Annotated in this window: 26 protein-coding genes; 15 read left to right on the plus strand and 11 right to left on the minus strand. The window is 71.6% G+C overall.

Features of this window, described 5'->3' with window-relative positions; genetic code table 11:
- Nucleotides 1-56: 56 nt before the first annotated feature.
- Both AB0O07_RS35395 and AB0O07_RS35400 read right to left on the minus strand, forming a co-directional pair.
- The gene (locus AB0O07_RS35395) at nt 57-1,460 is read right to left on the minus strand and encodes a metallopeptidase TldD-related protein (RefSeq protein ID WP_365641527.1); all 1,404 of its coding nucleotides are present in this window, start codon (nt 1,458-1,460) and stop codon (nt 57-59) included.
- 79 nt (nt 1,461-1,539) lie between these two features.
- Nucleotides 1,540-3,063, minus strand: coding sequence for a TldD/PmbA family protein (locus AB0O07_RS35400; RefSeq protein WP_365641529.1), 1,524 nt, complete (start codon nt 3,061-3,063; stop codon nt 1,540-1,542).
- A 461-nt stretch (nt 3,064-3,524) separates the two neighbouring features.
- Between AB0O07_RS35400 and fabG the strand changes: the two genes are divergently transcribed.
- Nucleotides 3,525-4,244 (plus strand): 3-oxoacyl-[acyl-carrier-protein] reductase, encoded by a 720-nt coding sequence (gene fabG, locus AB0O07_RS35405; protein ID WP_365641531.1) that lies wholly within the window; start codon nt 3,525-3,527, stop codon nt 4,242-4,244.
- Nucleotides 4,245-4,248: 4 nt separating this feature from the next.
- Nucleotides 4,249-5,019, plus strand: coding sequence for an enoyl-ACP reductase FabI (gene fabI / locus AB0O07_RS35410; protein WP_365641532.1), 771 nt, complete (start codon nt 4,249-4,251; stop codon nt 5,017-5,019).
- Between the two features lie 208 nt (nt 5,020-5,227).
- On the opposite strand, the gene AB0O07_RS35415 is transcribed toward fabI, so the two are convergent.
- Complete coding sequence (locus AB0O07_RS35415; protein WP_365641535.1) at nt 5,228-5,938, minus strand: FadR/GntR family transcriptional regulator; 711 nt, start codon at nt 5,936-5,938, stop codon at nt 5,228-5,230.
- Between the two features lie 76 nt (nt 5,939-6,014).
- Between AB0O07_RS35415 and AB0O07_RS35420 the strand changes: the two genes are divergently transcribed.
- The 4 genes from AB0O07_RS35420 (at nt 6,015) to AB0O07_RS35435 (ending at nt 8,677) form a co-directional block, all read left to right on the plus strand.
- The gene (locus tag AB0O07_RS35420) at nt 6,015-7,472 is read left to right on the plus strand and encodes a CynX/NimT family MFS transporter (RefSeq protein WP_365641538.1); all 1,458 of its coding nucleotides are present in this window, start codon (nt 6,015-6,017) and stop codon (nt 7,470-7,472) included.
- A 4-nt stretch (nt 7,473-7,476) separates the two neighbouring features.
- On the plus strand, nt 7,477-7,599 hold the full coding sequence (locus AB0O07_RS35425; protein ID WP_365641541.1) for an SGM_5486 family transporter-associated protein: 123 nt from the start codon (nt 7,477-7,479) through the stop codon (nt 7,597-7,599).
- 160 nt (nt 7,600-7,759) lie between these two features.
- On the plus strand, nt 7,760-8,035 hold the full coding sequence (locus AB0O07_RS35430) for a hypothetical protein (protein ID WP_365641544.1): 276 nt from the start codon (nt 7,760-7,762) through the stop codon (nt 8,033-8,035).
- A gap of 123 nt (nt 8,036-8,158) precedes the next feature.
- A complete protein-coding gene (locus AB0O07_RS35435) occupies nt 8,159-8,677 on the plus strand; it encodes a histidine phosphatase family protein (RefSeq protein ID WP_365641547.1) in 519 nt (172 codons plus the stop codon).
- A gap of 144 nt (nt 8,678-8,821) precedes the next feature.
- Here the strand turns inward: AB0O07_RS35435 and serB are convergent, their stop codons facing one another.
- On the minus strand, nt 8,822-10,117 hold the full coding sequence (gene serB, locus AB0O07_RS35440) for a phosphoserine phosphatase SerB (RefSeq protein ID WP_365641550.1): 1,296 nt from the start codon (nt 10,115-10,117) through the stop codon (nt 8,822-8,824).
- 592 nt (nt 10,118-10,709) lie between these two features.
- On the opposite strand from serB, the gene AB0O07_RS35445 reads away from it, so the two are divergent.
- Nucleotides 10,710-13,283, plus strand: coding sequence for an FHA domain-containing protein (locus AB0O07_RS35445; RefSeq protein ID WP_365641553.1), 2,574 nt, complete (start codon nt 10,710-10,712; stop codon nt 13,281-13,283).
- Nucleotides 13,284-13,416: 133 nt separating this feature from the next.
- Here AB0O07_RS35445 and AB0O07_RS35450 read toward each other — a convergent pair whose 3' ends face one another.
- The 3 genes from AB0O07_RS35450 to AB0O07_RS35460 form a co-directional block, all read right to left on the minus strand.
- The gene (locus tag AB0O07_RS35450; RefSeq protein WP_365641556.1) at nt 13,417-14,094 is read right to left on the minus strand and encodes a transglycosylase SLT domain-containing protein; all 678 of its coding nucleotides are present in this window, start codon (nt 14,092-14,094) and stop codon (nt 13,417-13,419) included.
- 300 nt (nt 14,095-14,394) lie between these two features.
- Nucleotides 14,395-15,480 (minus strand): S-adenosylmethionine:tRNA ribosyltransferase-isomerase, encoded by a 1,086-nt coding sequence (locus AB0O07_RS35455; RefSeq protein WP_365641593.1) that lies wholly within the window; start codon nt 15,478-15,480, stop codon nt 14,395-14,397.
- Nucleotides 15,481-15,659: 179 nt separating this feature from the next.
- A complete protein-coding gene (locus tag AB0O07_RS35460; protein ID WP_365641559.1) occupies nt 15,660-16,358 on the minus strand; it encodes an SDR family oxidoreductase in 699 nt (232 codons plus the stop codon).
- Nucleotides 16,359-16,564: 206 nt separating this feature from the next.
- On the opposite strand from AB0O07_RS35460, the gene AB0O07_RS35465 reads away from it, so the two are divergent.
- The 3 genes from AB0O07_RS35465 (at nt 16,565) to AB0O07_RS35475 (ending at nt 18,856) form a co-directional block, all read left to right on the plus strand.
- Nucleotides 16,565-17,710: a GAF domain-containing sensor histidine kinase gene (locus AB0O07_RS35465; RefSeq protein ID WP_365641562.1), complete on the plus strand. Its 1,146-nt coding sequence runs from the start codon at nt 16,565-16,567 to the stop codon at nt 17,708-17,710.
- A 67-nt stretch (nt 17,711-17,777) separates the two neighbouring features.
- The gene (locus tag AB0O07_RS35470) at nt 17,778-18,407 is read left to right on the plus strand and encodes a response regulator transcription factor (RefSeq protein WP_365641595.1); all 630 of its coding nucleotides are present in this window, start codon (nt 17,778-17,780) and stop codon (nt 18,405-18,407) included.
- A gap of 200 nt (nt 18,408-18,607) precedes the next feature.
- Complete coding sequence (locus tag AB0O07_RS35475; RefSeq protein ID WP_365641566.1) at nt 18,608-18,856, plus strand: chaplin; 249 nt, start codon at nt 18,608-18,610, stop codon at nt 18,854-18,856.
- 192 nt (nt 18,857-19,048) lie between these two features.
- On the opposite strand, the gene AB0O07_RS35480 is transcribed toward AB0O07_RS35475, so the two are convergent.
- A complete protein-coding gene (locus AB0O07_RS35480) occupies nt 19,049-19,846 on the minus strand; it encodes a hypothetical protein (RefSeq protein ID WP_365641569.1) in 798 nt (265 codons plus the stop codon).
- A gap of 139 nt (nt 19,847-19,985) precedes the next feature.
- Here AB0O07_RS35480 and AB0O07_RS35485 point away from each other — a divergent pair, with 139 nt between their 5' ends.
- The 4 genes from AB0O07_RS35485 to AB0O07_RS35500 all read left to right on the plus strand — a co-directional run bounded on the left by AB0O07_RS35485 (nt 19,986) and on the right by AB0O07_RS35500 (nt 23,399).
- Complete coding sequence (locus tag AB0O07_RS35485) at nt 19,986-20,777, plus strand: ABC transporter ATP-binding protein (RefSeq protein WP_365641571.1); 792 nt, start codon at nt 19,986-19,988, stop codon at nt 20,775-20,777.
- Between the two features lie 76 nt (nt 20,778-20,853).
- Complete coding sequence (locus AB0O07_RS35490; protein WP_365641574.1) at nt 20,854-21,285, plus strand: NfeD family protein; 432 nt, start codon at nt 20,854-20,856, stop codon at nt 21,283-21,285.
- A 157-nt stretch (nt 21,286-21,442) separates the two neighbouring features.
- A complete protein-coding gene (locus AB0O07_RS35495) occupies nt 21,443-22,372 on the plus strand; it encodes an SPFH domain-containing protein (RefSeq protein WP_365641576.1) in 930 nt (309 codons plus the stop codon).
- A 250-nt stretch (nt 22,373-22,622) separates the two neighbouring features.
- On the plus strand, nt 22,623-23,399 hold the full coding sequence (locus AB0O07_RS35500; RefSeq protein WP_365641579.1) for a sulfite exporter TauE/SafE family protein: 777 nt from the start codon (nt 22,623-22,625) through the stop codon (nt 23,397-23,399).
- 139 nt (nt 23,400-23,538) lie between these two features.
- Here AB0O07_RS35500 and AB0O07_RS35505 read toward each other — a convergent pair whose 3' ends face one another.
- The 3 genes from AB0O07_RS35505 to AB0O07_RS35515 all read right to left on the minus strand — a co-directional run bounded on the left by AB0O07_RS35505 (nt 23,539) and on the right by AB0O07_RS35515 (nt 25,724).
- Nucleotides 23,539-24,057: an HNH endonuclease gene (locus tag AB0O07_RS35505; RefSeq protein ID WP_365641581.1), complete on the minus strand. Its 519-nt coding sequence runs from the start codon at nt 24,055-24,057 to the stop codon at nt 23,539-23,541.
- Nucleotides 24,058-24,213: 156 nt separating this feature from the next.
- Nucleotides 24,214-24,753 (minus strand): YbhB/YbcL family Raf kinase inhibitor-like protein, encoded by a 540-nt coding sequence (locus AB0O07_RS35510; RefSeq protein WP_365641583.1) that lies wholly within the window; start codon nt 24,751-24,753, stop codon nt 24,214-24,216.
- Between the two features lie 188 nt (nt 24,754-24,941).
- Nucleotides 24,942-25,724, minus strand: a complete 783-nt coding sequence (locus tag AB0O07_RS35515; RefSeq protein ID WP_365641585.1) for a sporulation protein — start codon at nt 25,722-25,724, stop codon at nt 24,942-24,944.
- Between the two features lie 94 nt (nt 25,725-25,818).
- Here AB0O07_RS35515 and AB0O07_RS35520 point away from each other — a divergent pair, with 94 nt between their 5' ends.
- Nucleotides 25,819-26,460 (plus strand): DNA-3-methyladenine glycosylase, encoded by a 642-nt coding sequence (locus tag AB0O07_RS35520; RefSeq protein ID WP_365641588.1) that lies wholly within the window; start codon nt 25,819-25,821, stop codon nt 26,458-26,460.
- The last annotated feature ends 395 nt before the right edge of the window (nt 26,461-26,855 follow it).

The following is a 26,855-nucleotide window of genomic DNA, read 5'->3' on the forward strand; positions in this document are numbered from 1 at the left end:
ATGATGCGGCCCGTCCGGGGCGGACGGGCCGGGGATCTCACGTCAGTCTATGGGCGTCATACGCCCTGGCTGACCGAGCTCATATTGAAATCGGGTACGCGCAGCGCGGGCATCGCGGCCCGGGTGAACCAGTCGCCCCACTCGCGGGGCAGCGTCCGCTCCGTACGGCCGGCCTCGGTGGCCCGCGACAGCAGGTCGACGGGCGACTCGTTGAACCGGAAGTTGTTCACCTCGCCGACCACCTCGCCGTCCTCGACCAGATAGACGCCGTCCCGCGTCAACCCGGTGAGCAGCAGCGTCGCCGGATCGACCTCGCGGATGTACCAGAGGCAGGTCAGCAGCAGCCCGCGCGAGGTGTCGGCGACCATCTCCTCCAGCGAGCGGGTGCCCCCGCCGTCCAGGATCAGATTGCCGACGCCGGGCGCGACCGGCAGTCCGGTCAGGGCGGCGCTGTGCCGGGTGGTGACCAGCCGTTCCAGGGTGCCGTCGGCCAGCCACCGGGTCGGGGCGAGCGGCAGCCCGTTGTCGAAGACGGAGGCGTCGTCGCCGGAGGAGTGCGCGATCACGAACGGCGCGGACTCCAGACCGGGCTCGGCGGGGTCGCTGCGGAGCGTGAGCGGCAGCTCCGACAGCTTCTCCCCGACGCGGGTGCCGCCGCCGGGGCGGGAGAAGACCGTACGGCCCTCGGCGGCGTCCCGGGCGGCCGAGGACCAGTACTGGTAGATCAGCAGATCGGCCACGGCGGTGGGCGGCAGCAGCGTCTCGTACCGCCCGGCGGGCAGCTCGATCTTCCGCTCGGCCCAGGCCAGCCGCCGGGCCAGCTCCGCGTCGAGGGCGGCCGGGTCCACATCGGTGAAGTCCCTGGTGGCCCGCCCCGCCCAGGCGGAGCGGGTGCGGTCGGGCGACTTGGCGTTCAGCTCCAGGGTGCCGCTGGGCTGGTCGTGGCGGAGCCGTACGCCCGTCGACGTACCCAGATACGTGGAGGTCAGCTCGTGCTGGGCGAAGCCGTACAGCTCCCGGCCGCCGTCCCTGGCCCGGGCGAAGGACTCGCCGAGCGCGGGCGCGAACTCCGCGAAGACGGCGGAGGTGGTCTCGGCGGGCGGCGCGGTGAAGCCGGCGGACCCGGCCCCGTCCGGGGCGACCAGCGGCCCCGCGTCCTCGGCGGGCCCGGCCCCCCGCGCGGCGGCCTCGGCGGCCCGCACCAGCGGCTCCAGCTCGTCGGCGGTGACGGCGGACCGCGACACCACCCCGGAGGCGGTGCCCTGGCCCCCGTCGACGGTCGCGACGACGGTGAGGGTACGGCCCCGGGTGACCCCGTTGGTCGTCAGCGCGTTCCCCGCCCAGCGGAGGTTGGCGGAGGAGTGCTCACCGGCGATGACCACGCACCCGTCGGCGGTGGAGAGTTCGAGGGCACGCTCGACGATCTCGTGCGGCGCGCCGACACGGCTGTTGGCGCTCATCGCCCGGCCTCCTGCGTGGTGCGGTGCTTTCCCGGGGGGCGACCCCCGGACCCCCAGCAAAGGTTGGTTGCCCCGGTCATCATCGTCCCGCCTCCTGAGTCGTGTTGAGGATGTTCACTCCGCGGAAGAGCGCCGAAGGGCACCCGTGCGAGACCGCAGCCACCTGCCCCGGCTGGGCCTTGCCGCAGTTGAAGGCGCCGCCCAGGACATAGGTCCCCGGGCCGCCGACCGCCTCCATCGAGCCCCAGAAGTCCGTGGTCGTCGCCTGGTAGGCGACATCGCGGAGCTGCCCCGCCAGCTTGCCGTTCTCGATCCGGAAGAACCGCTGCCCCGTGAACTGGAAGTTGTAGCGCTGCATGTCGATCGACCAGGACCGGTCGCCGACCACATAGATCCCGCGCTCCACCCCGCCGATCAGGTCCTCCGTGGAGAGCCCGCCCGGATCCGGCCGCAGCGACACGTTCGCCATCCGCTGCACCGGCACATGCCCCGGCGAGTCGGCGTACGCGCAGCCGTTCGAGCGGCCGAGCCCGGTGAGCCTGGCGATCCGGCGGTCGAGCTGGTAGCCGACGAGCGTGCCCTCCTTGACCAGGTCCCACGACTGCGCCGCGACGCCCTCGTCGTCGTACCCGATCGTGGCGAGCCCGTGCTCGGCGGTGCGGTCGCCCGTCACGTTCATCACCGGGGAGCCGTACGCCAACGTGCCGAGCTGGTCGAAGGTGGCGAAGGAGGTCCCCGCGTACGCCGCCTCGTACCCCAGCGCCCGGTCCAGCTCCGTGGCGTGGCCGATCGACTCGTGGATCGTCAGCCAGAGGTTCGACGGGTCGACGACCAGGTCGTACGTACCGGCCTCGACGCTCGGCGCCCGCATCTTCTCCGCGAGCAGCCCGGGGATCCGCTCCAGCTCCGCGTCCCAGTCCCAGCCGGTGCCGGTCAGATACTCCCAGCCCCGGCCGGCCGGCGGCGCGATCGTCCGCATCGAGTCGAACTCGCCGCTCTCGCCGTCCACCGCGACGGCCGTGAGCTGGGGGTGGAGCCGTACCCGCTGCTGGGTGGTGACGGTGCCCGCCGTGTCCGCGTAGAACTTGTTCTCGTGGACGGTGAGCAGCGACGCGTCCACATGCGCCACCCCCTCCGCCCGCAGCAGCCGCTCGCTCCACTCGGCGAGCAGCCCGCTCTTCTCTTCATCCGGAACGGTGAACGGGTCGATCTCGTACGCCGACACCCAGGTCTTCTCGGCGTGCACCGGCTCCTCCGCCAGCTCCACCCGCTCGTCGGAGCCCGCGGCGGCGATCACCCGCGCGGAGAGCTTGGCCATCGCCACGGCCTGCCCGGCGACCCGCGCCGCCGCGTCCATGGTCTGATCCACCCCCGACGCGAACCCCCAGGCCCCGCCGTGCACCACCCGCACCGCGTACCCGAGATCCGTGGTGTCCGACGAACCGGCGGGCTTCCCGTCCCGCAACCGCCAGGACGCGCCACGCACCCGCTCGAACCGGAAATCCGCGTGCTCCGCCCCGAGCGCCCGCGCCCGCGCGAGCGCGGCATCGGCGAGCGCCCGCAGCGGCAGCGCCAGAAACGACTGATCTACCTCGTGGGGCACGGATGCCTCTCTTTCCTCACGGTCTGCTTCTCACACCTGTCCATGGGCCCGCAGTGAATCATTCACAGGGACGGCCCGTGACCGCAAAGCCCGATGCCCGACCGGGGAAACGTACGTCCGGGGCCTACGTCTCCCGCTGTCACGAGGACGATCGTCTGCTTCTCCCACCACCGCGGCCGCCATCGCCACCGGGGGCGTCGCGGTCGGCACGGGCACCGCCTTCGCGGCCCCCGCCCCCGCCGCGTCGACGGTGGCCCGCGCCGAGGCCTTCGTTCCGCGCCGCGCGGAAGTACGGTCGTACGCACCGGGGACCCGGACGGGGGTCTCCGGTGCGTACGCTCGTTTCTGTAGGGATCCGACAGGGACCGCACCCCGGTGCTGTCAGGGGGCGCTTCCCCGCGGGGAGGGGCGGGCCGATAGGTTTTCAGGGGTACCAGACCCCTTGAGGAAAGGCTGATCCGTTGAGCCGCTCGGTTCTCGTCACCGGAGGAAACCGGGGCATCGGCCTCGCCATCGCCCGTGCCTTCGCCGAAAACGGCGACAAGGTCGCCATCACCTACCGCTCCGGCGAGCCGCCGAAGGAGATCGTCGAGGCGGGCTGCCTCGCGGTGCGCTGTGACATCACCGACAGCGAGCAGGTGGAGCAGGCATACAAGGAGATCGAGGAGAAGCACGGTCCCGTGGAGGTGCTGGTGGCCAACGCCGGCGTCACCAAGGACCAGTTGCTGATGCGGATGTCCGAGGAGGACTTCGCGTCCGTCCTCGACACCAACCTCACCGGCACCTTCCGTGTCGTCAAGCGCGCCAACCGCGGGATGCTGCGCGCGAAGAAGGGCCGCGTCGTCCTGATCTCCTCCGTGGTCGGCCTGCTCGGCTCGGCGGGGCAGGCGAACTACGCCGCGTCCAAGGCCGGTCTGGTCGGGTTCGCCCGCTCGCTCGCCCGTGAACTGGGTTCGCGGAACATCACCTTCAACGTCGTCGCGCCCGGCTTCGTCGACACGGACATGACGAAGGTGCTCACCGACGAGCAGCGCGCGGGCATCGTCTCGCAGGTGCCGCTCGGCCGTTATGCGCAGCCGGAGGAGATCGCCGCGACGGTGCGGTTCCTCACCTCCGACGAAGCCTCGTACATCACTGGAGCCGTCATTCCCGTTGACGGCGGATTGGGCATGGGTCACTGATCACATGAGTGGAATCCTCGCCGGCAAGCGCGTTCTCGTGACGGGCGTCCTCACGGAGTCCTCCATCGCCTTCCAGGCCGCCAAGGTGGCCCAGGAGGAGGGCGCGGACGTCATCCTCACCGGCTTCGGCCGGCTCTCGCTCGTCGAGCGCATCGCCAAGCGGCTGCCCAAGCCCGTCCCGGTCATCGAGCTGGACGTCACCAACCAGGAGCACCTGGACGGCCTCGCCGACAAGATCCGGGAGCACCAGGGCGAGGGCGCCTCCATCGACGGCATCGTGCACTCGATCGCCTTCGGCCCGCAGGGCGCCTTCAACTTCCTGGAGGGGAGCTGGGAGGACGTCTCCACGGCGGTGCACGTCTCGGCGTACTCCCTGAAGTCCCTCACCACGGCCTGCCTGCCGCTGATGGAGCGCGGCGGCTCCGTCGTCGGCCTGACCTTCGACGCGCAGGTCGCCTGGCCCAAGTACGACTGGATGGGCGTCGCCAAGGCGGCCCTGGAGTCCACCAACCGCTACCTCGCGCGGGACCTGGGCGCGCGGAACATCCGCTGCAACCTGATCTCGGCGGGCCCGCTCAAGTCGATGGCCGCCAAATCCATCCCGGGCTTCGAGTCGCTCGCGGACGTCTGGAACCACCGCGCCCCGATCGGCTGGGACCTCACCGACCCGGAGCCGGCCGGGCGCGGCGTCGTCGGTCTGCTGTCGGACTTCTTCCCGAAGACGACGGGCGAGATCGTGCACGTCGACGGTGGCGTGCACATGATGGGCGCCTGATACGCGGGTGCCTCATCCGTAGGCGTACGTGTGCGGAGGCCGCGTGGTCCGTCCCCGGAGGGGGCGGCGCGCGGCCTCCGTGCGTACGGGAGTACGTGCGTAAGGGAGTACGGGAGTGCGTGCGTACGGGACCGGGTGGCCGGGCAGTGTGCGGGGCCCGGTGGTCGTACGGGATCGAGTCGCCCCGCTCCGGTCAGGCCAGGTCAGGTCAGCGGGGACCTGTCAGGTCGGCGGGGACCTGGCGTACCAGGCAGTGGCTGGTGTAGCTCGCCGCCTCGGCCTCCGCCCGCTCCGCGTCGCCCGCCCGGATCGCCTCCACCAGCCGCGCGTGGTCCATATGGTTCTCCGGACGGAGCTGACGCCCTCCGTCCTCGTGGAGCCGGCCGCGCAGCCAGTCCCGCAGGAGATGGCCCAGGTCCGCGTAGAGCGCGGTCAGCACCTCGTTGTGGGACGCCGCCACGAACGCCATGTGCAGGGTCGCGTCCGCCGTCACGAACGCCTCCGCGTCCCCCGACCCCCAGGCCTCCTCGCGCCGCGCCAGCAACGTGTCGAGCTGCCGCAGATCGCGTTCCGTACGGCGCAGCGCGGCCATCCGCGCCGCCGACGGCTCCAGCGTGGCGCGGAGTTCGGCGATGTGCCGGGGGTCCGCCCCGGCGAATCTGCGCTGCATCACCCCGGCCAGCTCACTGGTCGCGACGACATACGTACCGGAACCCTGCCGGATGTCCAGCAGCCCGTTGTGGGCGAGCGCCCTGACCGCCTCGCGGACGGTGTTACGGGCCACCCCGAGCTCCTCGACCAGCTCGGGCTCGGTCGGGATGCGCGAGCCGACGGGCCACGCGCCCGAGGTGATCTGGTTCCGCAGCTCGATGATCACCTGATCGGAGAGCGCGGAGCGCCGGGGGGAGGTCAGTGCCATGGTGCTCCTCGTCTCGGAGCCGAAGGATAACCCGCGCGTGGGGACTCATTCATCCCATCATTCTATGATGGGGCCCATGCCTGACGAGTCCTACGCCCCGCCCCAGCCGCACCCGGACCGCATAGCCACGCCGGCCGCGTCCCCGGCAGCGGTGACGCCGCCGGCATCGGTGACGTCCCCTGCCTCGGTGATGCCGCCGGCCCCCTCGGCCGCTCCGGTCTCCTCGGGCGCCCCGGTCTCCCCGGTCGCTCCGACGGCCGGCTCGCCGTGGCGCGCGCGCCTGCTCGTCGCCGGGCTCGTCCTCGCCGCGCTCAACCTCCGCCCCGCCATCACCAGCCTCGGCGCCCTCCTCGAAGAGGTGCGGACCGGGCTGCACATGAGCGGCACCGTCGCGGGTGTCCTCACCTCCGTGCCGCCGCTCTGCTTCGCCGTCTTCGGCCTCGCCGCGCCCCGGCTGGCGCGCCGCGCCGGGCCCGAGGCGGTGGTCCTCGCCGGGATGGCGGCGATCGCCGTCGGAGTCGCCGTACGGCCCTTCACCGGCGGTACGGCCGGATTCCTCGCCGTCAGCGCCCTCGCCCTCATGGGCATCGCCGTCGGTAACGTCCTGATGCCGGTCATCGTCAAGCGCCACTTCCCGGACCGGGTCGGCCCCATGACCGGCCTCTACTCCATGGCCCTGGCGGTCGGCACCGCGTCGGCCGCCGCCCTGACGGTCCCGCTGACCCGGGCGCTGGGCGGCGGGTGGCGCACCGGGCTGGCCATGTGGGCGGTGCTCGGCGTGGCCGCCGTACTGCCGTGGCCGGCGCTCCTCCGCGACCGCCGGGGCCCCTCGGCCGCCCCGGACCACGCCGGGGGAGGCGCGCGGGCCGCCCGGGGCGGTGGCCGGGACGGGGCGCGTACGGGCGAAGGGGCGCGGGACGGGGCGCGTACGGAGGCGCCGGGGCCCCGGCTCCGGCACAGCCGTACGGCCTGGGCGCTGGCCTGCTTCTTCGGGCTCCAGGCCACCGGCGCGTACATCACCATGGGCTGGATCCCGCAGCTCTTCCGCGACGCCGGGGTCCCGGCCGGCACCGCGGGGGTGCTGCTCGCCGTGATCATGGTCATGGGCGTTCCGATGAGCTTCGTCATCCCGCGCCTGGGCACCCGGATGAGGAATCAGGGGCCGATCGTCGTGGTCCTGGGGGTCTGCGGGCTGATCGCGTACGCCGGGGTCGCCGTCGCGCCGGCCCAGGGCGCCTGGCTCTGGGCGGTGCTGCTGGGCATCTCGGGGTGCACGTTCCCGCTCGCCCTCACCATGATCGGCCTGCGCTCGCGGAGCGGCGCGGGGGTCGTCCGGCTCTCCGCCTTCGCCCAGAGCGTCGGCTATCTGATCTCGATCCCGGGCCCCGTCCTGGTGGGCGTGCTCTACCAGCACTCCGGCGGCTGGGGGCTGCCGGTCGCGCTGATGGCGGGGCTGCTGGTGCCGCAGATGGTGGCCGGTGTCGTCGCGGGGCGGGACCGGACGATCGAGGACGAAGTACGAATGGGAGACTGACCGCATGCCTGTCCTTGACCCGAACCCCCAGAACGGCCAGCGGAACCTGCTGCTCCTGCTCGGCGTGATCGCCGGGATCACGGTGATCATCGGCATCATCGCGACGATCGCCAGCCCCTCGACCTGACCTCACCCCTGACACCGGGGTAGGGGAAACCCCCTACCCCCTAGGGGGCGGGTCTCAGGGTCAGGTGGGTGGGTCACCTGATGGGAACCGGACCGCTCGATCCGTACCGTTGAACCATCGCGGATCACCGATCCCTCCCAACCGACCCCCGGAGGCGGCCATGCAGGCCCGTACCCACTCCCGGCCCCCGGCCCCCTCCTCCCTCCCTTCACTCTCCGCTCCGTCCGCCCCGTCGTCCGCCCTGTCCTCCCGGTCCGCTCCGTACGCCTCAGCGGGGGGCGACCTCCGGCTGCCGTGGTGGGCCGTCGCCCTGCCCGTCATCGCCTTCGTCGCGCTGTTCCTGCTGGTCGCCGAGCCAGGCCAGGCCCACGCCGCGAGCACGGAACCGGCGGTGGGCCGGATCCTCGGCCAGCTCCATCTCACGCTGGCCCGCTAGGGGGGCCCGGACCGGCCGGGTTCGGCCGCTGCTGGTCAGCCGCCGTCGCGGCGTTCACCCGTGCCGGGTGAGCACGTCAACAACCCTGCGCCCGCTGGCTCATTTCATGCGAAGCTGAGAGGCATGAGCGTCGAAACACCCCGCAGGATCGTCCTCCTCCGCCATGCGAAGGCCGACTGGCCGGATGTCGCCGACCATGACAGGCCGCTCGCCGACCGGGGCCGTGCGGATGCGCCCGTCGCCGGCCGCAAGCTGGCCGCGACCGGGATCGCCTTCGATCTGGCTCTCTGCTCGACCGCGGCCAGAACGCGCGAGACCTGGAAGCTCGCCGTGGCGGAGCTGCCCCAGCGCCCGAAGACCGTCTACGAGGACCGGCTCTACGAGGCGAGCCTCGGTGAGGCGATCGCCCTGCTGAACGAGGTGCCGGACGAGGTACGGAACCTGCTCGTCATCGGCCACAACCCGGTGACCCACGCCCTGGCCGACGCGCTCGCCGGGGAGGCGGAGGGGGACACGCTCGGGCGGATGAACCGGAGCGGCTTCCCCACCGCCGCCTTCGCCGTCCTCACCTTCGACGGCACATGGAAGTCGGTGGAGCACGGCGTGGCCACGCTCGCCGACTTCTGGACCCCGCGCGGCTGACCCGGTCCCCGGTACGCGGAACGGAAGAGCCCCGGTACGGGGAGCGGCCGGATGGCGGCCGCTCCGCACCGGGGCTCTCCCACGCCGTGCGGAGGGTGCGCGGTGGACGCGCGGACGGTGTGCGGTGGGTGTACGGGCGCGGGCTCAGCCCGCCGTGGTGCCCTCCCGGCCAGGGGCCGGCTTCCGGTCCGGTGCCGCCAGCTCCTCGAAGCCCTCGTCGAGGCCGTCCTCGCAGTCCGCGAGCTCGACCTCCTCACGGGTGATCCCCAGCAGGTAGAGCACGGTGTCCAGGAACGGCACGTTCACCGCCGTGTGGGCGGCCTCGCGGACCACCGGCTTGGCGTTGAAGGCCACCCCGAGACCGGCCGTGTTCAGCATGTCGAGGTCGTTCGCCCCGTCACCGATGGCGACCGTCTGCGACAGCGGCACCCCGGCCTCGGCCGCGAACCGGCGCAGCAGCCGCGCCTTGCCCGCCCGGTCGACGATCTCGCCGGTGACCCGCCCGGTGAACTTGCCGTCCACGGTCTCCAGGGTGTTGGCGGCGGCGAAGTCCAGCCCGAGCCGCTCCTGGAGCGCGTCGGTGACCTGGGTGAACCCGCCGGAGACCACCCCCACCTGGTAGCCGAGCCGCTTGAGCGTACGGACCAGGGTGCGGGCGCCGGGGGTGAGCCGTATGTCGGCGCGTACCTTCTCCACCACCGACGCGTCGAGCCCGGCCAGCAGCGCCACCCGGGCGTGCAGGGACTCCTCGAAGTCCAGCTCGCCGCGCATCGCCCGCGCGGTCACCTCGGCCACCTCGTCCTCGCAGCCGGCGTGCGCCGCGAACATCTCGATGACCTCGTCCTGGATCAGGGTCGAGTCCACATCCATGATCACCAGGCGCTGGGCCCGGCGGTGCAGCCCGGCCGAGACGACGGCGACGTCCACCCCGATCCCGGCCGCCTCGGTGGCGAGCGCCGTGCGCAGCGGTTCGGTCTCCACCCCGGAGACGGCGAACTCGACCGCCGTGACCGGGTACTTCGCGAGCCGGAAGATTCTGTCGATGTTGCCGCCGGTCGCGGTGATGCTGGCGGCTATGGCCGCCGTCGACTCGGCGGTCAGCGGGTTGCCGAGGACGGTGACATGGGAACGGCCGCTGCCGCGCGGCCGGTTGTCACCCGTACCGGAGATGATCTCGGCCTGGAGTTTGAGGGATTCGGTCCAACTGTGCACGGTGGCCCGCAGCTCACCCTCGGTGGCACCGTCCGTGACCGGCGCGGTGATGAGCGCGCACAGGACGATACGGCCACGGGTGACCACCTGCTCGATGTCGATCACGTCGACGGAGAAGGCGGCGAGGGTGTCGAAGAGCCCGGCGGTGATCCCCGGGCGGTCTTTCCCGAAGATCTTGACGAGGAGGGTCGGGACGTCGGAGTTCAGACGGGGCTGAGTTGCGCTCATGGTGGTTCCACCGTATCGGGCGGGGCGCGGAAACCGGCCAACGGTCCCGCGTACCGGACGGCCCGGGCCCGGAGGGGAGACGGTGACCTGCGGCTACGGCCGGGCCGTCCTTTTTCGGAACACCCCGGCCTGCCCCTCCCGGCCGCCCCGGAACCCGCCCAGAACCGGGCGCGCGCCGCCGGAAGTGCCCGGCGTATCGGATTCCAGGCTTCCGTTACGCTGCCCCCGCCGCCCTCCGGCTGGCCGGAAAACGACGGTCGAATCGCCCTCCCGGCCACCCCGAAGGGGCCCGGGAAGCCGCCCGGAACTGCCCCCGGGACCTCCCGGATCCACCCCGGGACGCGGCGGATCCGGGCCGGAGCGCAGGTGACGGGGGCGGAAGCGGCGGTGTTCTGTCCGCCTTGGTGTCGTTGGCGCGCTTTGTGTGCGAGGTGCGCTCACCTGTCCGTGGGCTGTTACACGCTTGTGCCGGTATTGCGTACAACCCGGCTTTCAAACCTGGGATCGAGCCTGAAATAGTTCCTCACGATGTTCGCCATCCCTAGACTCCCTGCGATGGGGGAAACTCGGGGGACAACAAGTGGGGCATGGAGTGCCGGAACTCGTACTGGAATTGAACGGAAGGACCTGGACGCTCGACCAGTCCAGGTCGTACACGCTCGGCCGCGATCCACAGGGCGACCTCGTGATCGACGATGCCCGAGTCTCGTGGCGTCACGCCACCATCAGCTGGGGAGGCCGTGCCTGGGTCATCGAGGACCACGGCTCCACCAACGGCACGTATGTACAGGGCCGGCGCGTCCAGCGGGTGGAGATAGCGGCGGGCTCCGCCGTCCACCTCGGCAACGCCACGGACGGCCCCCGCGTGAGCCTCACCGCCCCGGGGGGCGCCGCCGGTGCCCCCGCGTACAGCGCCCAGGCCGGTGCCGCCGCCCAGGGCGCCCCGCCGCAGCAGGCGCAGGCCCCGCAGGGATGGGCGGGCCAGCCGCAGGCCGCCCCGCCGCAGCAGCAGAGCTGGCAGCAGGCCCAGGCCCCCGTACCCCAGCAGGCGCAGCACGGGCAGGCGCCCGCGCCGCAGTACGCACAGCAGCCACAGCACCACCAGGGGACTCCGCAGCAGCGGCCCGGCGGGGCCGGCGGCGGCGCCGCACACGGTGACCGCAGCCCGACCACGTTCCACCAGTTCGCCCTCGGCCGCGTCATGCGCATCGGCCGTGCGCTGGAGAACGAACTGGTCGTCTCCGACCTCCAGGTCTCCCGCCTGCACGCCGAGTTCACCGCGACGCCCGACGGCCGCTTCGAGATCCGCGACCTGGGCTCGCACAACGGCACGTACGTCAACGGCCAGCCGATCGCCAAGTCCGGCACCGTGCTCCTCGGCCCCAACGACATCGTCGGCGTCGGCCACTCCACCTTCCGGCTGGTCGGGGACCGCCTCGAAGAGTTCGTCGACACCGGCGAGGTCTCCTTCTCGGCCCGCCACCTCACGGTCACCGTCGACGGCGGCAAGCAGATCCTCAAGGACGTCTCCTTCGGCGTCCCGGAGAAGTCGCTGATCGCCGTCATCGGCCCCTCGGGATCCGGCAAGTCCACCCTGCTCAAGGCGCTCACCGGCTACCGCCCCGCCGACCAGGGCGATGTCCTCTACGACAACCGGAACCTCTACAAGCAATTCGCCGAACTGCGCCAGCGCATCGGTCTCGTTCCGCAGGACGACATCCTGCACAAGGAGCTGACCGTCAAGAAGGCGCTCAAGTACGCGGCCAAGCTCCGCTTCCCCGGCGACACCGCCGAGGCCGAGCGCGAGGCCCGTATCGGCGAGGTGCTCGGCGAGCTGAAGCTCGACATCCACAAGGACAAGAAGATCACCTCGCTCTCCGGTGGTCAGCGCAAGCGCGTCTCCGTCGCCCTGGAACTGCTCACCAAGCCGTCGCTGATCTTCCTGGACGAGCCGACCTCCGGCCTCGACCCGGGCATGGACCGCGATGTCATGCAGCTCCTGCGCGGCCTCGCCGACGACGGCCGTACGGTCCTGGTGGTCACCCACTCCGTCGCCGAGCTGGCCATCTGCGACAAGCTGCTCGTGATGGCCCCCGGCGGCGCCGTGGCGTACTTCGGCCCGCCCGAGGAAGCGCTCAACTTCTTCGGCTACACCACCTGGGCCGATGTCTTCTCCGCCTTCGAGAACTACCGCGACTACGACTGGGCGGGCCGCTGGCGCGGCTCGCAGCACTACCAGATGTACGCCGCGGACATCGACTCCGTCGCCGCGCAGTCCGTCCACATGCCCCCGCCGCAGCAGATGCGCCCGCCGAAGGCGCAGAGCTGGGGCTCCCAGCTCTGGACGCTGATCCGCCGCTACGCCTCGGTGATCGCCTCCGACAAGGGCTTCATGGGGCTGATGCTGATCCTGCCCGCCGTGCTCGGCGTGGTCAGCACCGTCATCCCGTCCGACTTCGGGCTCGCCCCGCCCACGCCGCCGTCCCGGTTCAACAGCACCGCCGGCACGATCATGCTGATCCTCACGGTCGGCATGTGCTTCTCCGGCGCGGCCAACTCCGTACGTGAACTGATCAAGGAACGGGTGATCTACGAACGGGAACGGGCCACCGGGCTCTCCCGTTCCGCCTATCTGATGTCCAAGGTGATCACCCTCGGTGTGATCACGGCCATCCAGGGCGTCATCATCTGCGCGATCGGCTTCTTCCCCCGCGACCTCCCCGCGGAGGGCCTCTTCCTGCCGCCGGCCGTCGAGATCTGCCTGGTCGTGATCGCGCTCGGCTTCACCTCGATGATGTTCGGCCTGGTCATCTCCTCGCTGGTGAAGACCGCCGAGAAGACGATGCCGCTCCTCGTGATGTTCGCGATCGTCCAGGTCGTCTTCACCGGCGTCCTCTTCAAGGTGTACGACTCGCCGGGCCTGGAGCAGGTCGCCTGGCTGATGCCGTCCCGCTGGGCCATCGCCGGCGCGGGCACCACGCTCGACCTCGCGCACCTGATGGCGCCGTGGGACATGAAGGACCCGACCAACCTGGACCCGCTGTGGACCCACTCCGCCGGCCAGTGGTTCATGAACATCACGGTCCTGCTGGTGATCGGCGTCGCCTGCGGCTTCGCCGTCGCCCGCCTGCTGCGCCGCCACGAGCCCGAGGTCATGCGCAAGTAGCGCCGGGCGCGAGGCCAGGGCGCTCCACCGGAACACGCCGGAGGGCGGCACCCCCACAGTGGGGGTGCCGCCCTCCGGCGTCGGTGCCGGTCCGGTCGCGCCGGTCCGGGTGTGCCGGCCGGTCGGCGCCGGCTCAGTACGCGCTGTTGACGTTGTCCATCGAGCCGTACTTGTCCGCCGCGTAGTTGCACGCCGCGACGATGTTCGAGACCGGGTTGTAGATGTCGAACTTCGTGCCCTTGACGTGGTACGCCTTGAAGGTCGGCGGGATCACCTGGAGCAGCCCCTTCGAGGGGATGCCGTTCCGGGCGTTGATGTCCCAGAGGTTGATCGCCTTCGGGTTACCGCTGGACTCGCGCATGATGTTGCGGTGGATCCCGTTGTACGTGCCCGGGATGCCGTGCTTCTTCATGATCGCGAGGGACTCGCGGATCCACCCGTCCAGGTTGTTCGGGTACATCGGCTTACGGACGGCCGAACGGCTGGCGGCGCCGGACGTGCCGCGCTCCGCCTCCGCCTTGGCCTTCGCCCCGGAGTCGGACTTGACCTTGGCGACACCGTCGAGCGCGTTCGTGTGCTGCTTGGCGATGATCGTCTGGACGGTCGACGCCTGCTTGCCGTTCGTCGCGGAGTTCCAGGCCACATGAGCGGCGCTGGACTTGGCCTGGGCCTCGGGCGTGGCCTCGGAGCTGTGGCCCCCGGGGACGAGGGTGAGCGTCAGAGCGGCGGCTCCGGCGGCTGCGACGCCGGCGATCGAGGCCTTGTGGGTCTTGTTCAGACGACTGAGGCCAGGGGTGCGTGACGAGAACATAGAGACGTACCTCTTCGGATAGCGGGAGTCGCGGAGGCCGGACGGCCAGCCATCTCGGCGGCGACGTCGGCAATTGTTAGCGCCCGCAAAATGGCTTGGCAAAGGTGTGACGTACGACCCCGGATAGTGCGAAGGGGCGCCCGGAAGGCGCCCCAATGTCCGCTTATGCCGTGCTCACGCGGCCCGCTATCCGTCGACTAAGCCCCCTCGTAAGTGATGTAGGTCCTATGCCGGGGCTCACATCGGGCCCCCCTCGAAATGACCTGGTGTTGCTCCGGCAATTCAAAGCGTGAGCGATTTTCAGGGGGTGCGGGGAAGGATCAGGTGGACGTCCCCGAATTCGTGCCAGAGATAGCCCCGCCGCACCGCCGCCGTGTACGCCTGGACCAGCGCGTCCCGCCCCGCGACCGCCTCCAGCATCAGCAGGTGCGAGGCCGCGGGCTCGTGCAGCCCGGTCAGCAGCCCGTCCACCACCCGCACCCCGCGCCGGGGCGTCACCACCAGCTCCGTCCACCCCTCGGCGGGCCGCACCACCCCGTCCTCGCCCGCCGCCGACTCCAGGGCGCGCACCGCCGTCGTGCCCACCGCGATGATCCGGCCGCCGGCCGCCGCCGCGCCGTTCACCAGCCGCGCCGTCTCCTCCGGCACCGCGAAGCGCTCCGGGTACGGCGGCTCGTGCGCCTCCGCCGACGCGACCCCCGTATGCAGGACCAGCGGGGCGATCCGTACCCCTCGGGCCACCACCTCGGCGAGCAGCGCCCCGGTGAAGGGCCGTCCCGCGCTCGGCATCTCCGCCGAGCCCGCGCCGTCGGGGGAGGGGCGGGCGAAGACCGTCTGGTACGCGGAGAGCGGCTGGTCCCGCTCCGTGTACCCGTACCGGATGGGCCGTCCGTGGCGGCGCAGCAGCCCCGGTACGTCCCCGTACGGGATCCGCGCCCACCAGAGCCGGCTCCCCGCCGGGTCCAGCGGCTCCTCCAGGACCACCCGCTCCCCGCCCGGCAGCCGCACCGCCATCCCCGCCGGCCCCCCGTCCCTGGGCGACGTCGTCCCGGGCCCCGGGCCGGCCCCGGCCGTCCGTGGCGTGCGCAGCTCGACCGCCCACCGGCCGTCGTCACCCCGCGTCGAGAAGTGCACCACCACCCGCTCGCCGCCCGGCTCGGGCCCGGTCCGCCCGTCGACCGCCGCGGGCAGCGTCGCCGACGTGTTGACCACCAGGACATCCCCGGCCCGCAGCAGCCCCGGCAGCTCCCGGAAGGTGTGGTGGCTCACCCGTGTCCCCCGCGACACCAGCAGCCGCACATCGTCCCGCCCCGCCCCGCGCCCCTCCGCCGGGACCCGGGCCGACAACTCCTCGGGCACCTCCGGAATCGCCAGCGGCACCGGCATCTCCGGCATCGCCCGAATCGCGGGCGGCGCGGGCATCCCCGGAATCGCCGCCGACGCGGGCATCCCCGGTGCCTCCCGTTCTTCCCGTCCCTCCTGTCTCTTCTGTCTCTCCTGTACTTCCTGTCCCTCCCGTACCACTGGTACCTCCCGCGCCCCCGGCGCCTCCCCCGTTCCCGTACTCACGCCCCCGCCCCCGCCAGGTCACGCGCCGCGTACCGCCCGCTCGCCGGACGCCGCTCCAGCAGCCGCAGGAAGCCGGGCACCACCGACTCCGGGGCCGGGCGCGGATCCCGGTCCTCCGGTACGGCCGCCGCGTACAGCTCCGTCCCCATGTCCCCCGGGTCCACCGCCCAGACCCGCAGCCCCGGCTCCTCCACTCCCAGCACCGCCGCCAGGTGGTCCAGCGCCGCCTTGGACGCCCCGTACCCGCCCCAGGTCTCGTACGCCTCGGCCGCCGCGTCCGAGCTGACCGCGATCACCGTGCCCGCCGCGCTCGCCCGGAGCAGCGGCAGCGCCTCCCGTACCAGCCCCAGCGCCGCCACCACATTGGTCTCCAGCGCCGCCCGCAGCCCCTCCAGCGGCAGCGCGTCCAGCCGGACCAGCGGCTCCGCGCCCAGCGCGCTGGCATTGGAGACCAGCAGATCCAGCGAGCCGAGCCCGGCCGCCGCCGCCACCAGCGCGGCCCGGTGCGCGGCGTCCGTCACATCCCCGGCGAGCGCCACCACCCGCGTCCCGTGCGCCCGGGCCGCCTCCGCCGCCTCCTCCAGTACGGAGCCGGTCCTGGCGTCCAGCACCAGGTCCCAGCCCTCCCGCGCCAGCCCCTCGGCCAGCGCCCGCCCCAGCCCCTTCGATGCCCCCGTGATGACCGCTACCGGCATGACGTCCGCTCCTTCGCGCCGCGCTTGTACGGGGCCACCCGTCCCGGTGCCCCCAACATCGCGACCACCGTAGGAACGGGCCCGTCGGCGCCGCCTCGGGCGCCGGCCCGGACCCGAGGGGCCCTTCGCCCTAGGCCGAACGGCCCGGCCACAGGACCGGCCCCGGTCCGATACGCCTCGTACCGTCCCGCCGGTACGGTGACCACATGAGCCACCGACCCCGCTCCGGCCTGGCGGCCGTGAGCACCGCGCTGCTGGCGATGAGCAGGCGCCTGGAGGTGCACGACGTCCTCCAGACGATCGTCGTCTCCGCCCGCGAACTCCTCGACGCCGAGTACGCGGCCCTCGGGGTGCCGGACGACCACGGCGGCTTCGCCCAGTTCGTCGTGGACGGCGTCAGCGAGGAGGAGTGGAAGGCCATCGGCCCGCTCCCGCGCCAGCACGGCATCCTCGCCGCGATGCTCCACGAGGAGAAACCCGAGCGCCTCGCCGACGTACGCCGCGACCCGCGCTTCGGGGGCTGGCCCGCCGCCCACCCCGACATGTCCGACTTCCTCGGCATGCCGGTCAGGGACGGCGACGAGACCATCGCCGCGCTCTTCCTCGCCAACAAGCGCTGCCCCCGCCCGGCCGGCGGCTGCGGCTTCACCGAGGAGGACGAGGAACTCCTCGGGATCCTCGCCCAGCACGCCGCCATCGCCCTGACCAACGCCCGGCTCTACGAGCGCAGCCGCGAGCTGACCATCGTCGAGGAGCGCTCCCGCCTCGCGCACGAGCTGCACGACGCCGTCAGCCAGAAGCTCTTCTCCCTCCGGCTCACCGCCCAGGCCGCCGCCGCGCTGGTCGACCGCGACCCCGCCCGCGCCAAGGGCGAGCTCCAGCAGGTGGCCGTCCTCGCCGCGGAGGCCGCCGACGAGCTGCGCGCCGCCGTGGTCGAGCTGCGCCCCGCCGCCCTGGACGAGGACGGCCTGGTCGCCACGCTCCGTACCCAGGTGCAGGTCCTCGACCGGGCCCACTCGGCCCGGGTCACCTTCGACAGCTCCGCCGTACGCGCGCTGCCCGCCGCCCAGGAGGAGGCGCTGCTCCGGGTGGCGCAGGAGGCGCTGCACAACGCGCTCCGCCACTCCGGCGCGAACCGCGTCGGGGTCACGCTGGCCCGCCGCGCCCAGGGGGCCGTGCTCAGCGTCACCGACAACGGCAAGGGCTTCGACGCCCGCGCGGTCCGCAGGGCCGGGCGCCACCTCGGGCTGGTCTCCATGCGGGCGAGGGCGAGCGGGGTGGGCGGCAGGCTCCGTGTGCAGTCGGCGCCCGGACAGGGCACCACGATCGAGATGGAGGTGCCCGGTGGCTGAGGCTCCGGAGAACAGGACCCCGGCGGACGGCGCCACCACGGACGGCGCCCCGGGCGGTGGCCGGGCGATCCGGGTGCTGCTCGTCGACGACCATCAGGTGGTACGGCGCGGACTCCGGACGTTCCTGGAGATCCAGCCCGACATCGAGGTCGTGGGGGAGGCCGCCGACGGGGCCGAGGGCATCGCCCGGACCGAGGAGCTCCGCCCCGATGTCGTCCTCATGGACATCAAGATGCCCGGCACGGACGGGATCGAGGCCCTGCGCACCCTCCGCGACCTGGACAACCCGGCCCGGGTCCTGATCGTCACCAGCTTCACCGAGCAGCGTACGGTCGTCCCCGCCCTGCGCGCCGGGGCCTCCGGGTACGTGTACAAGGACGTCGACCCGGACGCGCTCGCCGGTGCGATCCGCTCCGTACACGCGGGGCATGTGCTGCTCCAGCCCGAGGTGGCGGGGGCGCTGCTGGCGCAGGACGTGCCGGCCATGGGGCAGGGCCGAGGGAACTCGCTGACCGAGCGGGAGCGCGAGGTGCTCACCCTGATCGCGGACGGGCGCTCCAACCGGGAGATCGCCCGCGCGCTGGTGCTCTCCGAGAAGACGGTCAAGACGCATGTGTCGAACATCCTGATGAAGCTCGACCTCGCGGACCGTACGCAGGCGGCGCTCTGGGCGGTACGGCACGGGGTGACCGGCTGAACCCCTCCCACAGGGAGGGGCGGGGAGGCAAACGGAGGGTCATCTTCCGATCCGAGATTCATACCGTCGGGTGTATGTCACCCACACGGCGTATCCCGGACGGGGGCCGCGCGTTCTCCAGAGCGTGCCGCCGCGCCCCGCGGCGGCCGGTCAGTTGATCACGCGATGCGATTCGCGATCCGATTCATTAAGGAACACCCATGAAGGTCGCCAAGAAGGCCGCCCTGGTCCTCGTCACCGCCGGTCTCGCCGCGGGCGCCTCGGCCGGCGCCGCGTTCGCCACCGAGGGCGGCGCCCACGCCAACGGTGTGGCCCAGCACTCCCCGGGCGTCGGCTCCGGCAACGCCGTCCAGGTCCCGGTGCACATCCCCGTGAACGTCACCGGCAACACGGTCACCGTGATCGGCCTGCTCAACCCGGCGTTCGGCAACCACTCGGTCAACCACTGACCCCAGCGGATGTCACGGGCCGCCGCACCCGGCGGCGGCCCCCCGCCCGTGTACGGGGCTGGGCCTCTGTCCGTGTACGGGGCTGGCCTCCGTCCGTGTACGGGGCTGGGCCTACGCCGCGTGCGGGATCGGCCCCCGCCTGCGTACGAGGCCGCCCGCCCCCACCCGCGTACAAGGCCGCCCCCGTCCCGCTCAGGAGACCGGCGGAAGGCCCCGCTCCCGTTCCTCCACATACGCGTTGTACGAGGCCACCTGGGCCCGCCGCGCGTACCGCTCCACCGGCCGCAGCGCCGCCCCGCGCGCCGCCATCTCCGACGCGCTCACCGCCCCGCCGTGCCCGTGCTCGTACGCCAGCTCCACCAGCAGCCCCACCCGCCGCGCCTGCTCCAGCACCCGCGCCGCCCGCTGCGGATACCCCGGCGCCAGCACCTCGCCGCCCGCCCCGGCCCGCGCCCGGTACGCGTCCACGATCGCCTCCGCCACCGGCCCCGACGCCGCCACGTCCAGCCCGGAGAGCACCGCGGTCGCCTCCCGCAGCGCCTCCGCCAGCTCCCGCTCCGCCTCCCCGAGCGAGGGCACATCCGCCGGCGGGGCCTCCCGTACGGGTAGACAGTGCCAGACCACCTCCACATGGCGGTCGCCCTCCGGACCCACCGATGTGACCTCCGGCACCAGCCCCCACGGCGCCCCCACCGCGATCACCGCCTCCTCGGCCTCCAGCGCACGGGCGTTGAACTCCGGCGGCCCGCACAGCCCCAGCGGATGCCCCGGCGCGGGCAGCGCGATCCGGTACCCGGTCACCCCGAGCGCCCGCAGCCGCCCCAGCGCCAGCGTCAGCCCCACCGGACCCGCCTCGCCCGGCACCCCCTCCACCCGGTGCGACGCGTCCCCGCCGACCACGGCGAGCACGGCGTCGTCCGGCGATACGAATCCGGCCAGCAGGGCATTTCCCCATGCGGCCAGCAGTCCTGAGCGTGGTTGCGAAAGCATGGCCCCAGCCTAGGGAACGGACCTCACGGCCGGACCACTCGACCGGTGGCGTAGGTTTTCCCTGGGGGGACGCGTCCACAGGCGCACCCGGAAACCTCAAGACGACTGCATGACGACTGCATGGGGAGACAACGCGCTCATGAGCGATGTACTGGAGCTGGTGGACGTAACCGTGGTCCGCGACGGACGCGCTCTGGTGGACGATGTCTCCTGGTCGGTCAAGGAGGGCGAGCGCTGGGTGATCCTCGGGCCCAATGGCGCAGGCAAGACCACCCTGCTCAACCTCGCCTCCAGCTACCTCTTCCCGACCTCGGGAGAGGTCTCCATCCTCGGCGACCGGCTCGGCCGGGTCGACGTCTTCGAACTCCGCCCGCGCATCGGCATCGCGGGCATCGCCATGGCGGAGAAGCTCCCCAAGCGCCAGACCGTCCTCCAGACCGTCCTGACCGCCGCGTACGGGATGACGGCCACCTGGAACGAGGACTACGACGAGCAGGACGAGCGGCGCGCCCGCGCCTTCCTCGACCGGCTCGGCATGAGCGAGTACCTGGACCGCAGGTTCGGCACCCTCTCCGAGGGCGAGCGCAAGCGGACCCTGATCGCCCGCGCGATGATGACCGACCCCGAACTCCTCCTCCTCGACGAGCCCGCCGCCGGACTCGACCTCGGGGGCCGCGAGGACCTGGTACGCCGCCTCGGCCGGCTCGCCCGCGACCCGTACGCCCCCTCCATGATCATGGTCACCCACCATGTCGAGGAGATCGCCCCCGGCTTCACCCACGTCCTCATGATCCGGCAGGGCAAGGTCCTCGCCGCCGGCCCCATGGAGACCGAGCTGACCTCCCGCAACCTCTCCCTCTGCTTCGGCCTCCCGCTCGTCGTCGAGCGGGCCGGCGACCGCTGGACGGCCCACGGACTGCCGCTCGGCTGACGCCTCCTCAACCCGCCGTGTTCTGACCCGATATCGCCCCTGTCGGGAGAGGGACCCGCGCCCCTACCATGAACATGTGGAAATCGACGCGTGGGTGTGGTGGCTGATCGGCGCCGTGGGCCTGGGAATTCCCCTCGTCATCACGGCGATGCCCGAGTTCGGCATGTTCTCCGCCGGTGCGGTCGCCGGCGCGATCACCGCGGCCCTCGGGGGCGGCGTGGTGGTCCAGGTCCTGGTCTTCGTCGTGGTGTCGGTGGCGCTCATCGCCGTCGTACGCCCGTACGCGGCCCGGCAGCGCGCCGCCACCAGTCCCGGCTCCGCCACCGGGATCGACGCCCTCAAAGGCCGCCAGGCCATCGTCCTGGAACGGGTGGACGCCAGGAACGGCCGGATCAAACTCGCCGGCGAGATCTGGTCGGCGCGCGCCTACGACGAGGACGGCACCTTCGAGCCGGGCCAGCAGGTCGACGTGGTCGAGATCGACGGAGCCACCGCCGTCGTCATGTGAGCGGCGGAGACTCCACCGAGCGGCGGAGATTCCACAGCGGAGATTCCACGACAGAGAGTCACGGTGACTCAACCGGCCCGAACGGTAACCAAGTTCGCCCCCGGTCTGAGAAACTGGATCATCAGAACATCCGGCAGAGAAGGGCCCCAGACACGCGATGTCATCAATCATCATCGTCCTGGTCATCCTGGTGGTGCTTGTATTCATCGCCCTGATCAAGACCATCCAGGTCATCCCGCAGGCGAGCGCCGCCATCGTGGAGCGCTTCGGCCGCTACACGCGCACCCTCAACGCGGGCCTCAACATCGTCGTCCCGTTCATCGACTCGATCCGCAACCGGATCGACCTCCGTGAACAGGTCGTCCCCTTCCCGCCCCAACCGGTGATCACCCAGGACAACCTGGTCGTCAACATCGACACCGTCATCTACTACCAGGTCACCGACGCCCGGGCCGCCACCTACGAGGTCGCCAGCTACATCCAGGCGATCGAGCAGCTCACCGTCACCACCCTGCGCAACATCATCGGTGGCATGGACCTGGAGCGCACCCTCACCTCCCGCGAGGAGATCAACGCGGCCCTGCGCGGCGTCCTCGACGAGGCCACCGGCAAGTGGGGCATCCGCGTCAACCGCGTCGAACTGAAGGCCATCGAGCCGCCCACCTCCATCCAGGACTCGATGGAGAAGCAGATGCGCGCCGACCGTGACAAGCGCGCCGCGATCCTCACCGCCGAAGGTATCCGCCAGTCGCAGATCCTCACCGCCGAAGGTGAGAAGCAGTCCGCGATCCTGCGCGCCGAAGGTGAGGCCAAGGCCGCCGCCCTGCGCGCCGAGGGTGAGGCCCAGGCGATCCGCACGGTCTTCGAGTCGATCCACGCCGGCGACCCCGACCAGAAGCTCCTCGCCTACCAGTACCTCCAGATGCTCCCCAAGATCGCCGAAGGCGACGCCAACAAGCTCTGGATCGTGCCCAGTGAGATCGGCGACGCCCTCAAGGGACTCAGCGGCGCCTTCGACAACCTCGGCGGCGGCATGCCCGGCTTCAACACCGGCAAGGAGCGCAGGCAGAACACCCCGCTCGACTGACCCCGCCCCTCCTTCATGCATGATCGGTGGTAGGTGCATCTCGCATCTACCACCGATCGCCATGTTCGGCGGCTTCCGCCGGTCCGGCAGGACGCAGGACCGACAGGACCGACAGGACCGAGACGGCCCGGCAGGACCGAGAAGGCCCGGCAGGACCCGCGTAGGACCCGTAGGGACTCGTAGGCCCAGCAGGACCCGTAAGACCAGCAGGCGGCCTGCCGAACATGTACAGCACGAAGGGCACCGCACCGTGACCATCTGGGAGATGCTCGCCGTCTTCGCGGCGGGGATCAGCGCCGGGGCGATCAACACCGTCGTCGGCTCCGGCACGCTCATCACCTTCCCCGTCCTCCTCGCCACGGGGCTCCCCCCGGTCACCGCGACCGTCTCCAACGCCCTCGGCCTGATACCCGGTTCGGTCAGCGGCGCCATCGGCTACCGCGCCGAACTCACCGGCCAGCGCCCCCGCGTCCGCCGCCTGGGCGTCGCCGCGCTCCTCGGCGGACTCAGCGGCGCCACCCTGCTGCTGCTCCTGCCCTCCACGGCCTTCGAGACCATCGTCCCCGTCCTGGTCACCCTCGCCGTGATCCTGGTGATCCTCCAGCCCCGTATCGCCCGCGCCGTCCAGAGCCGCCGCGCCCGCAAGGGCACCACCACCGCGCCCAACGGCGGCGCGCTGCTCTTCATCGGCATCCTGCTCGCCAGCGTCTACGGCGGCTACTTCACCGCGGCGCAGGGGATCATCTACCTCTCCCTGATGGGCATGCTGCTCGACGACACCCTTCAGCGCCTCAACGCGGTGAAGAACATCCTCGCCGCCATCGTCAACGGCGTGGCCGCGCTCTTCTTCCTCTTCGTCGCGGAGTTCGACTGGACGGCGGTCGTCCTCATCGCGGTCGGCTCCGCCATCGGCGGCCAGATCGGCGCCAAGTTCGGCCGCAGACTGCCGCCCGCCGCGCTCCGGGGGCTGGTCGTCGCGGTCGGTACGGTCGCCCTCGTCCAGCTCCTCGTACGCCGCTACGGCTGACGCCCGCGCCCCGACGCCCCGACATACGGGAGGCCCGTCCGGCGGCCCTGTCCGGCCGCCCGACGGGCCTCCCGTACTCCTCTGTTCCCGCGCTCCCGCACCCCGCACCCCGCTCCCCGAGACCACGGGGACCCGCGGGTCACGCGGCCGACTGCTCCCGTACGCCCGCCAGCCACCCCGGCAGCTCGGAGCGCTCGCCCACCCGCAGCGACAGCAGCATCGCCTCGGCCGGGGACGGCACGAACGGCGTGTGCAGCAGCGGCATCCCCGCCTGCTCCGGCGTACGGTCCGCCTTACGGTGGTTGTCCTCGGCACACGAGGCGACCGTATTGAGCCAGCTGTCCGCGCCACCCCGCGAGCGCGGCACCACATGGTCGACCGTCGTCGCCCGCCGGCCGCAGTAGGCGCACCGGTGCTGGTCCCGTATCAGGACCCCTCGCCGTGACCACGGAGCCTGTCTTCGGAAGGGCACCCGGACATAACGGCAGAGCCGGATCACCCGGGGCACCGGAAGTTCCACCGCGGCGGCACGCACACGGAGACCGGGATGGGCCTGCTCGACCACGGCCTTGTCCTGCAGGACCAGCACCACCGCACGGTTGAGCGTCACCGTCGACAGCGGTTCGAAGCTCGCGTTGAGTACCAGCGTGTCCCGCATTACCGTCCACCTCCCGTGTTCACCGGCCCCGCCCCGATCGACAAGGCTGCGGGCTTGGATCAACTCTGGCCGGGCATGCCGAGAGGGACAACACAATAAAAAATGCCCTGCCCTGATCTCTCCAAGACCAGGGCAGGGCAAACACCGAGCAAACGCTCAACCCCCGGAAGGTGCCGCGTACTCCCCGATGAGCTGCGCGCGCGCCAGCGTGTGGAAGCGCAGATTGAACCCGACCACCGCCGGCGTGGCATCGCTGTCCGGACCGAGCCGCTCGCTGTCCACCGCGTACACGGTGAACACATAACGGTGCGCCGGGTCCCCGGGCGGCGGCGCCGCGCCCCCGAAGTCCTTGGTCCCGTAGTCGTTGCGCGCGTGTACGGCCCCCTCGGGCAGCCCGGCGAACGGCCCGGTCCCGGCCCCCGCCGGCAGCTCCGTCACCGACGCCGGAATGTCGAAGACCACCCAGTGCCAGAACCCGCTGCCGGTCGGCGCGTCCGGGTCGAAGCACGTCACGGCGTAACTTCCGGTCCCCGCCGGCGCCCCCTCCCACCGCAGATGCGGCGAGGTGTTCCCGGCGGCCTGCACCTGGGCGTCCTTGAGGACCGCCCCGGGCGCGATGTCGTCGCTCACCACCGTGAACGACGGCACCGGCGGATGGAAGGCATGGGGGAGGGGAGCCCTCGTCGCCTCGGTCACGTCTGAACCTCCGGATCCCGGCAGCTCCCGCTCTGCTCCGCGGGCCCCGCCGTCTCAGCCATGTGCTCTTGGAACCACGAGCCTAGTGCCCCTCGTACACCGGCCACCGGACGCACCGGCATCGGACGCACCGGACCGCCGCCCTCCACCAGCGGCCCTCCACCGGAGCTCCGCCACCGGGCCTCGGCTCAGAACCAGTTGCGGCGCCCGCCGACCTCCGCGAGCCACTGGTTGAGGTACGCGGCCCAGTCGGTGGAGTGGAAGTCGTGCAGGCCCACCTGGAAGACACGGAACGAATCGCTGCCCTCGCTGAACAGCCCGCCCTTCTTGTCCATCTCCAGCACGACGTCCATCTCCCGGTCGTCGGCGATGAAGGTCAGCTCGACCTCGTTGAGCCCCCGGTACTGCTGCGGCGCGAAGAACTCGATCTCCTGGTAGAACGGCAGCCGCTGCCGCGTCCCCTGGATGTGCCCCTTCTCCAGGTCCGCGCTCTTGAAGTGGAAACCGAGGTTGACGAAGGCGTCCAGGATGGCCTGCTGCGCGGGGAGCGGGTGGACGTTGATCGGGTCCAGGTCGCTCGCGTCCAGCGCCCGTGCGATGTCCAGCTCCGTCGTCACCCCGACGTGCATGCCCCGCAGCGGATGCCCCTCGATCGTCGTGACGGGCGTCTCCCACGGGATCTCCAGGCCGAACGGGACCACATGCACGGCCCCCGGCTCCACCTCGAACGCGCCGCCGATGGTCTCCCGGATGAACTCGATGTCCTCCCTGGTCTCCTGCTCGCTCCCCTCGGCCTCGACCCGCGCCTGGAGACCGATGGAGAGCCCGCGGATCGGCTGGCTCACGGACCCGCCCTCCAGCCGCACCTCGCCCTGGACGACCCCGCCGGGTACCACGTTCACCTCGGTCAGCTCCGTCTCGACGGACGCCCCGCCCGCACCCAGGCTCGCGAGCACCCTCTTGAAGACCATGTCCCACTCCTACTTGTCCGTCGGATCCCGCAGATCCCTGCCCCTTACATACGCCATCAGGGCAGGGACAGTTCCCCCGGTACGCTCGGGCGTCATGATGGCGAGTCCCGACCGTATGCCGCTACCCAGGGAATTCTTCGACCGCCCCGTCCTGGAGGTCGCCCCCGACCTGCTCGGCCGTGTGCTGATACGGGACACACCGGACGGCCCGATCGAACTCCGGCTCACCGAGGTGGAGGCGTACGCGGGAGAGGTGGACCCGGGCTCGCACGCCTTCCGGGGCCGCACGCCGCGCAACGCGGTGATGTTCGGCCCGCCCGGCCACGCGTACGTCTACTTCACCTACGGAATGTGGCACTGCCTCAACCTGGTGTGCGGCCCCGAGGGGCACGCGAGCGGGGTCCTGCTCCGGGCCGGCGAGATCGTCATGGGCGCGGAGCTGACCCGCAAACGTCGATTCTCGGCCCGCCACGACAGGGAACTCGCCAAAGGCCCCGCCCGCCTGGCCACCGCCCTGGACGTGGACCGCGCCCTCAACGGCGCGGACGTCTGCGCGGGCCCGGACCACCCCCTGTCCGTCCTCACCGGCACCCCGGTCACCAAAGACCAGGTCCGCAGCGGTCCCCGCACAGGAGTCGGCGGCGACGGCGCGCACCACCCCTGGCGCTTCTGGATCGACGGCGACCCCTCGGTCAGCCCGTACCGGGCCCACGCCCCCCGCCGCCGCCGAACTTGACTCCGCTGGTCGGCCCGCCTAACGTAGCCCGAGCCGCTTTCCACGGAGCCTGTTTGCAGAACAGCCTCCGCAGCGGCCACCCACTACTAGTGATCAAACCCTGACGGGTCTTCTTTCGGCATGCCGAAATCCGGACCCGACCGCTCGATTATGAGCGGGGCGGGGATTCGGTTAAAGTAGTGGACAGCCGAAAGGCAAAAGGCCACTCCAAAGGCCATCGGAATTCTGGAAGCGAAACACCGCCGAATGAATCTGATAGAGTCGGAAACGCAAAAACGGAACACAGCAACAAAGCAAAAATAAAGAAGTACCGAAGGGAAGCGCCCGGAGGAAAGCCTCGGACTATGGTCCGGGTGAGTACGAAGGAAGCGTCCGTTCCTTGAGAACTCAACAGC

It is taken from the genome of Streptomyces sp. NPDC093085, from assembly GCF_040683935.1.
Classification (GTDB): Bacteria; Actinomycetota; Actinomycetes; order Streptomycetales; family Streptomycetaceae; genus Streptomyces.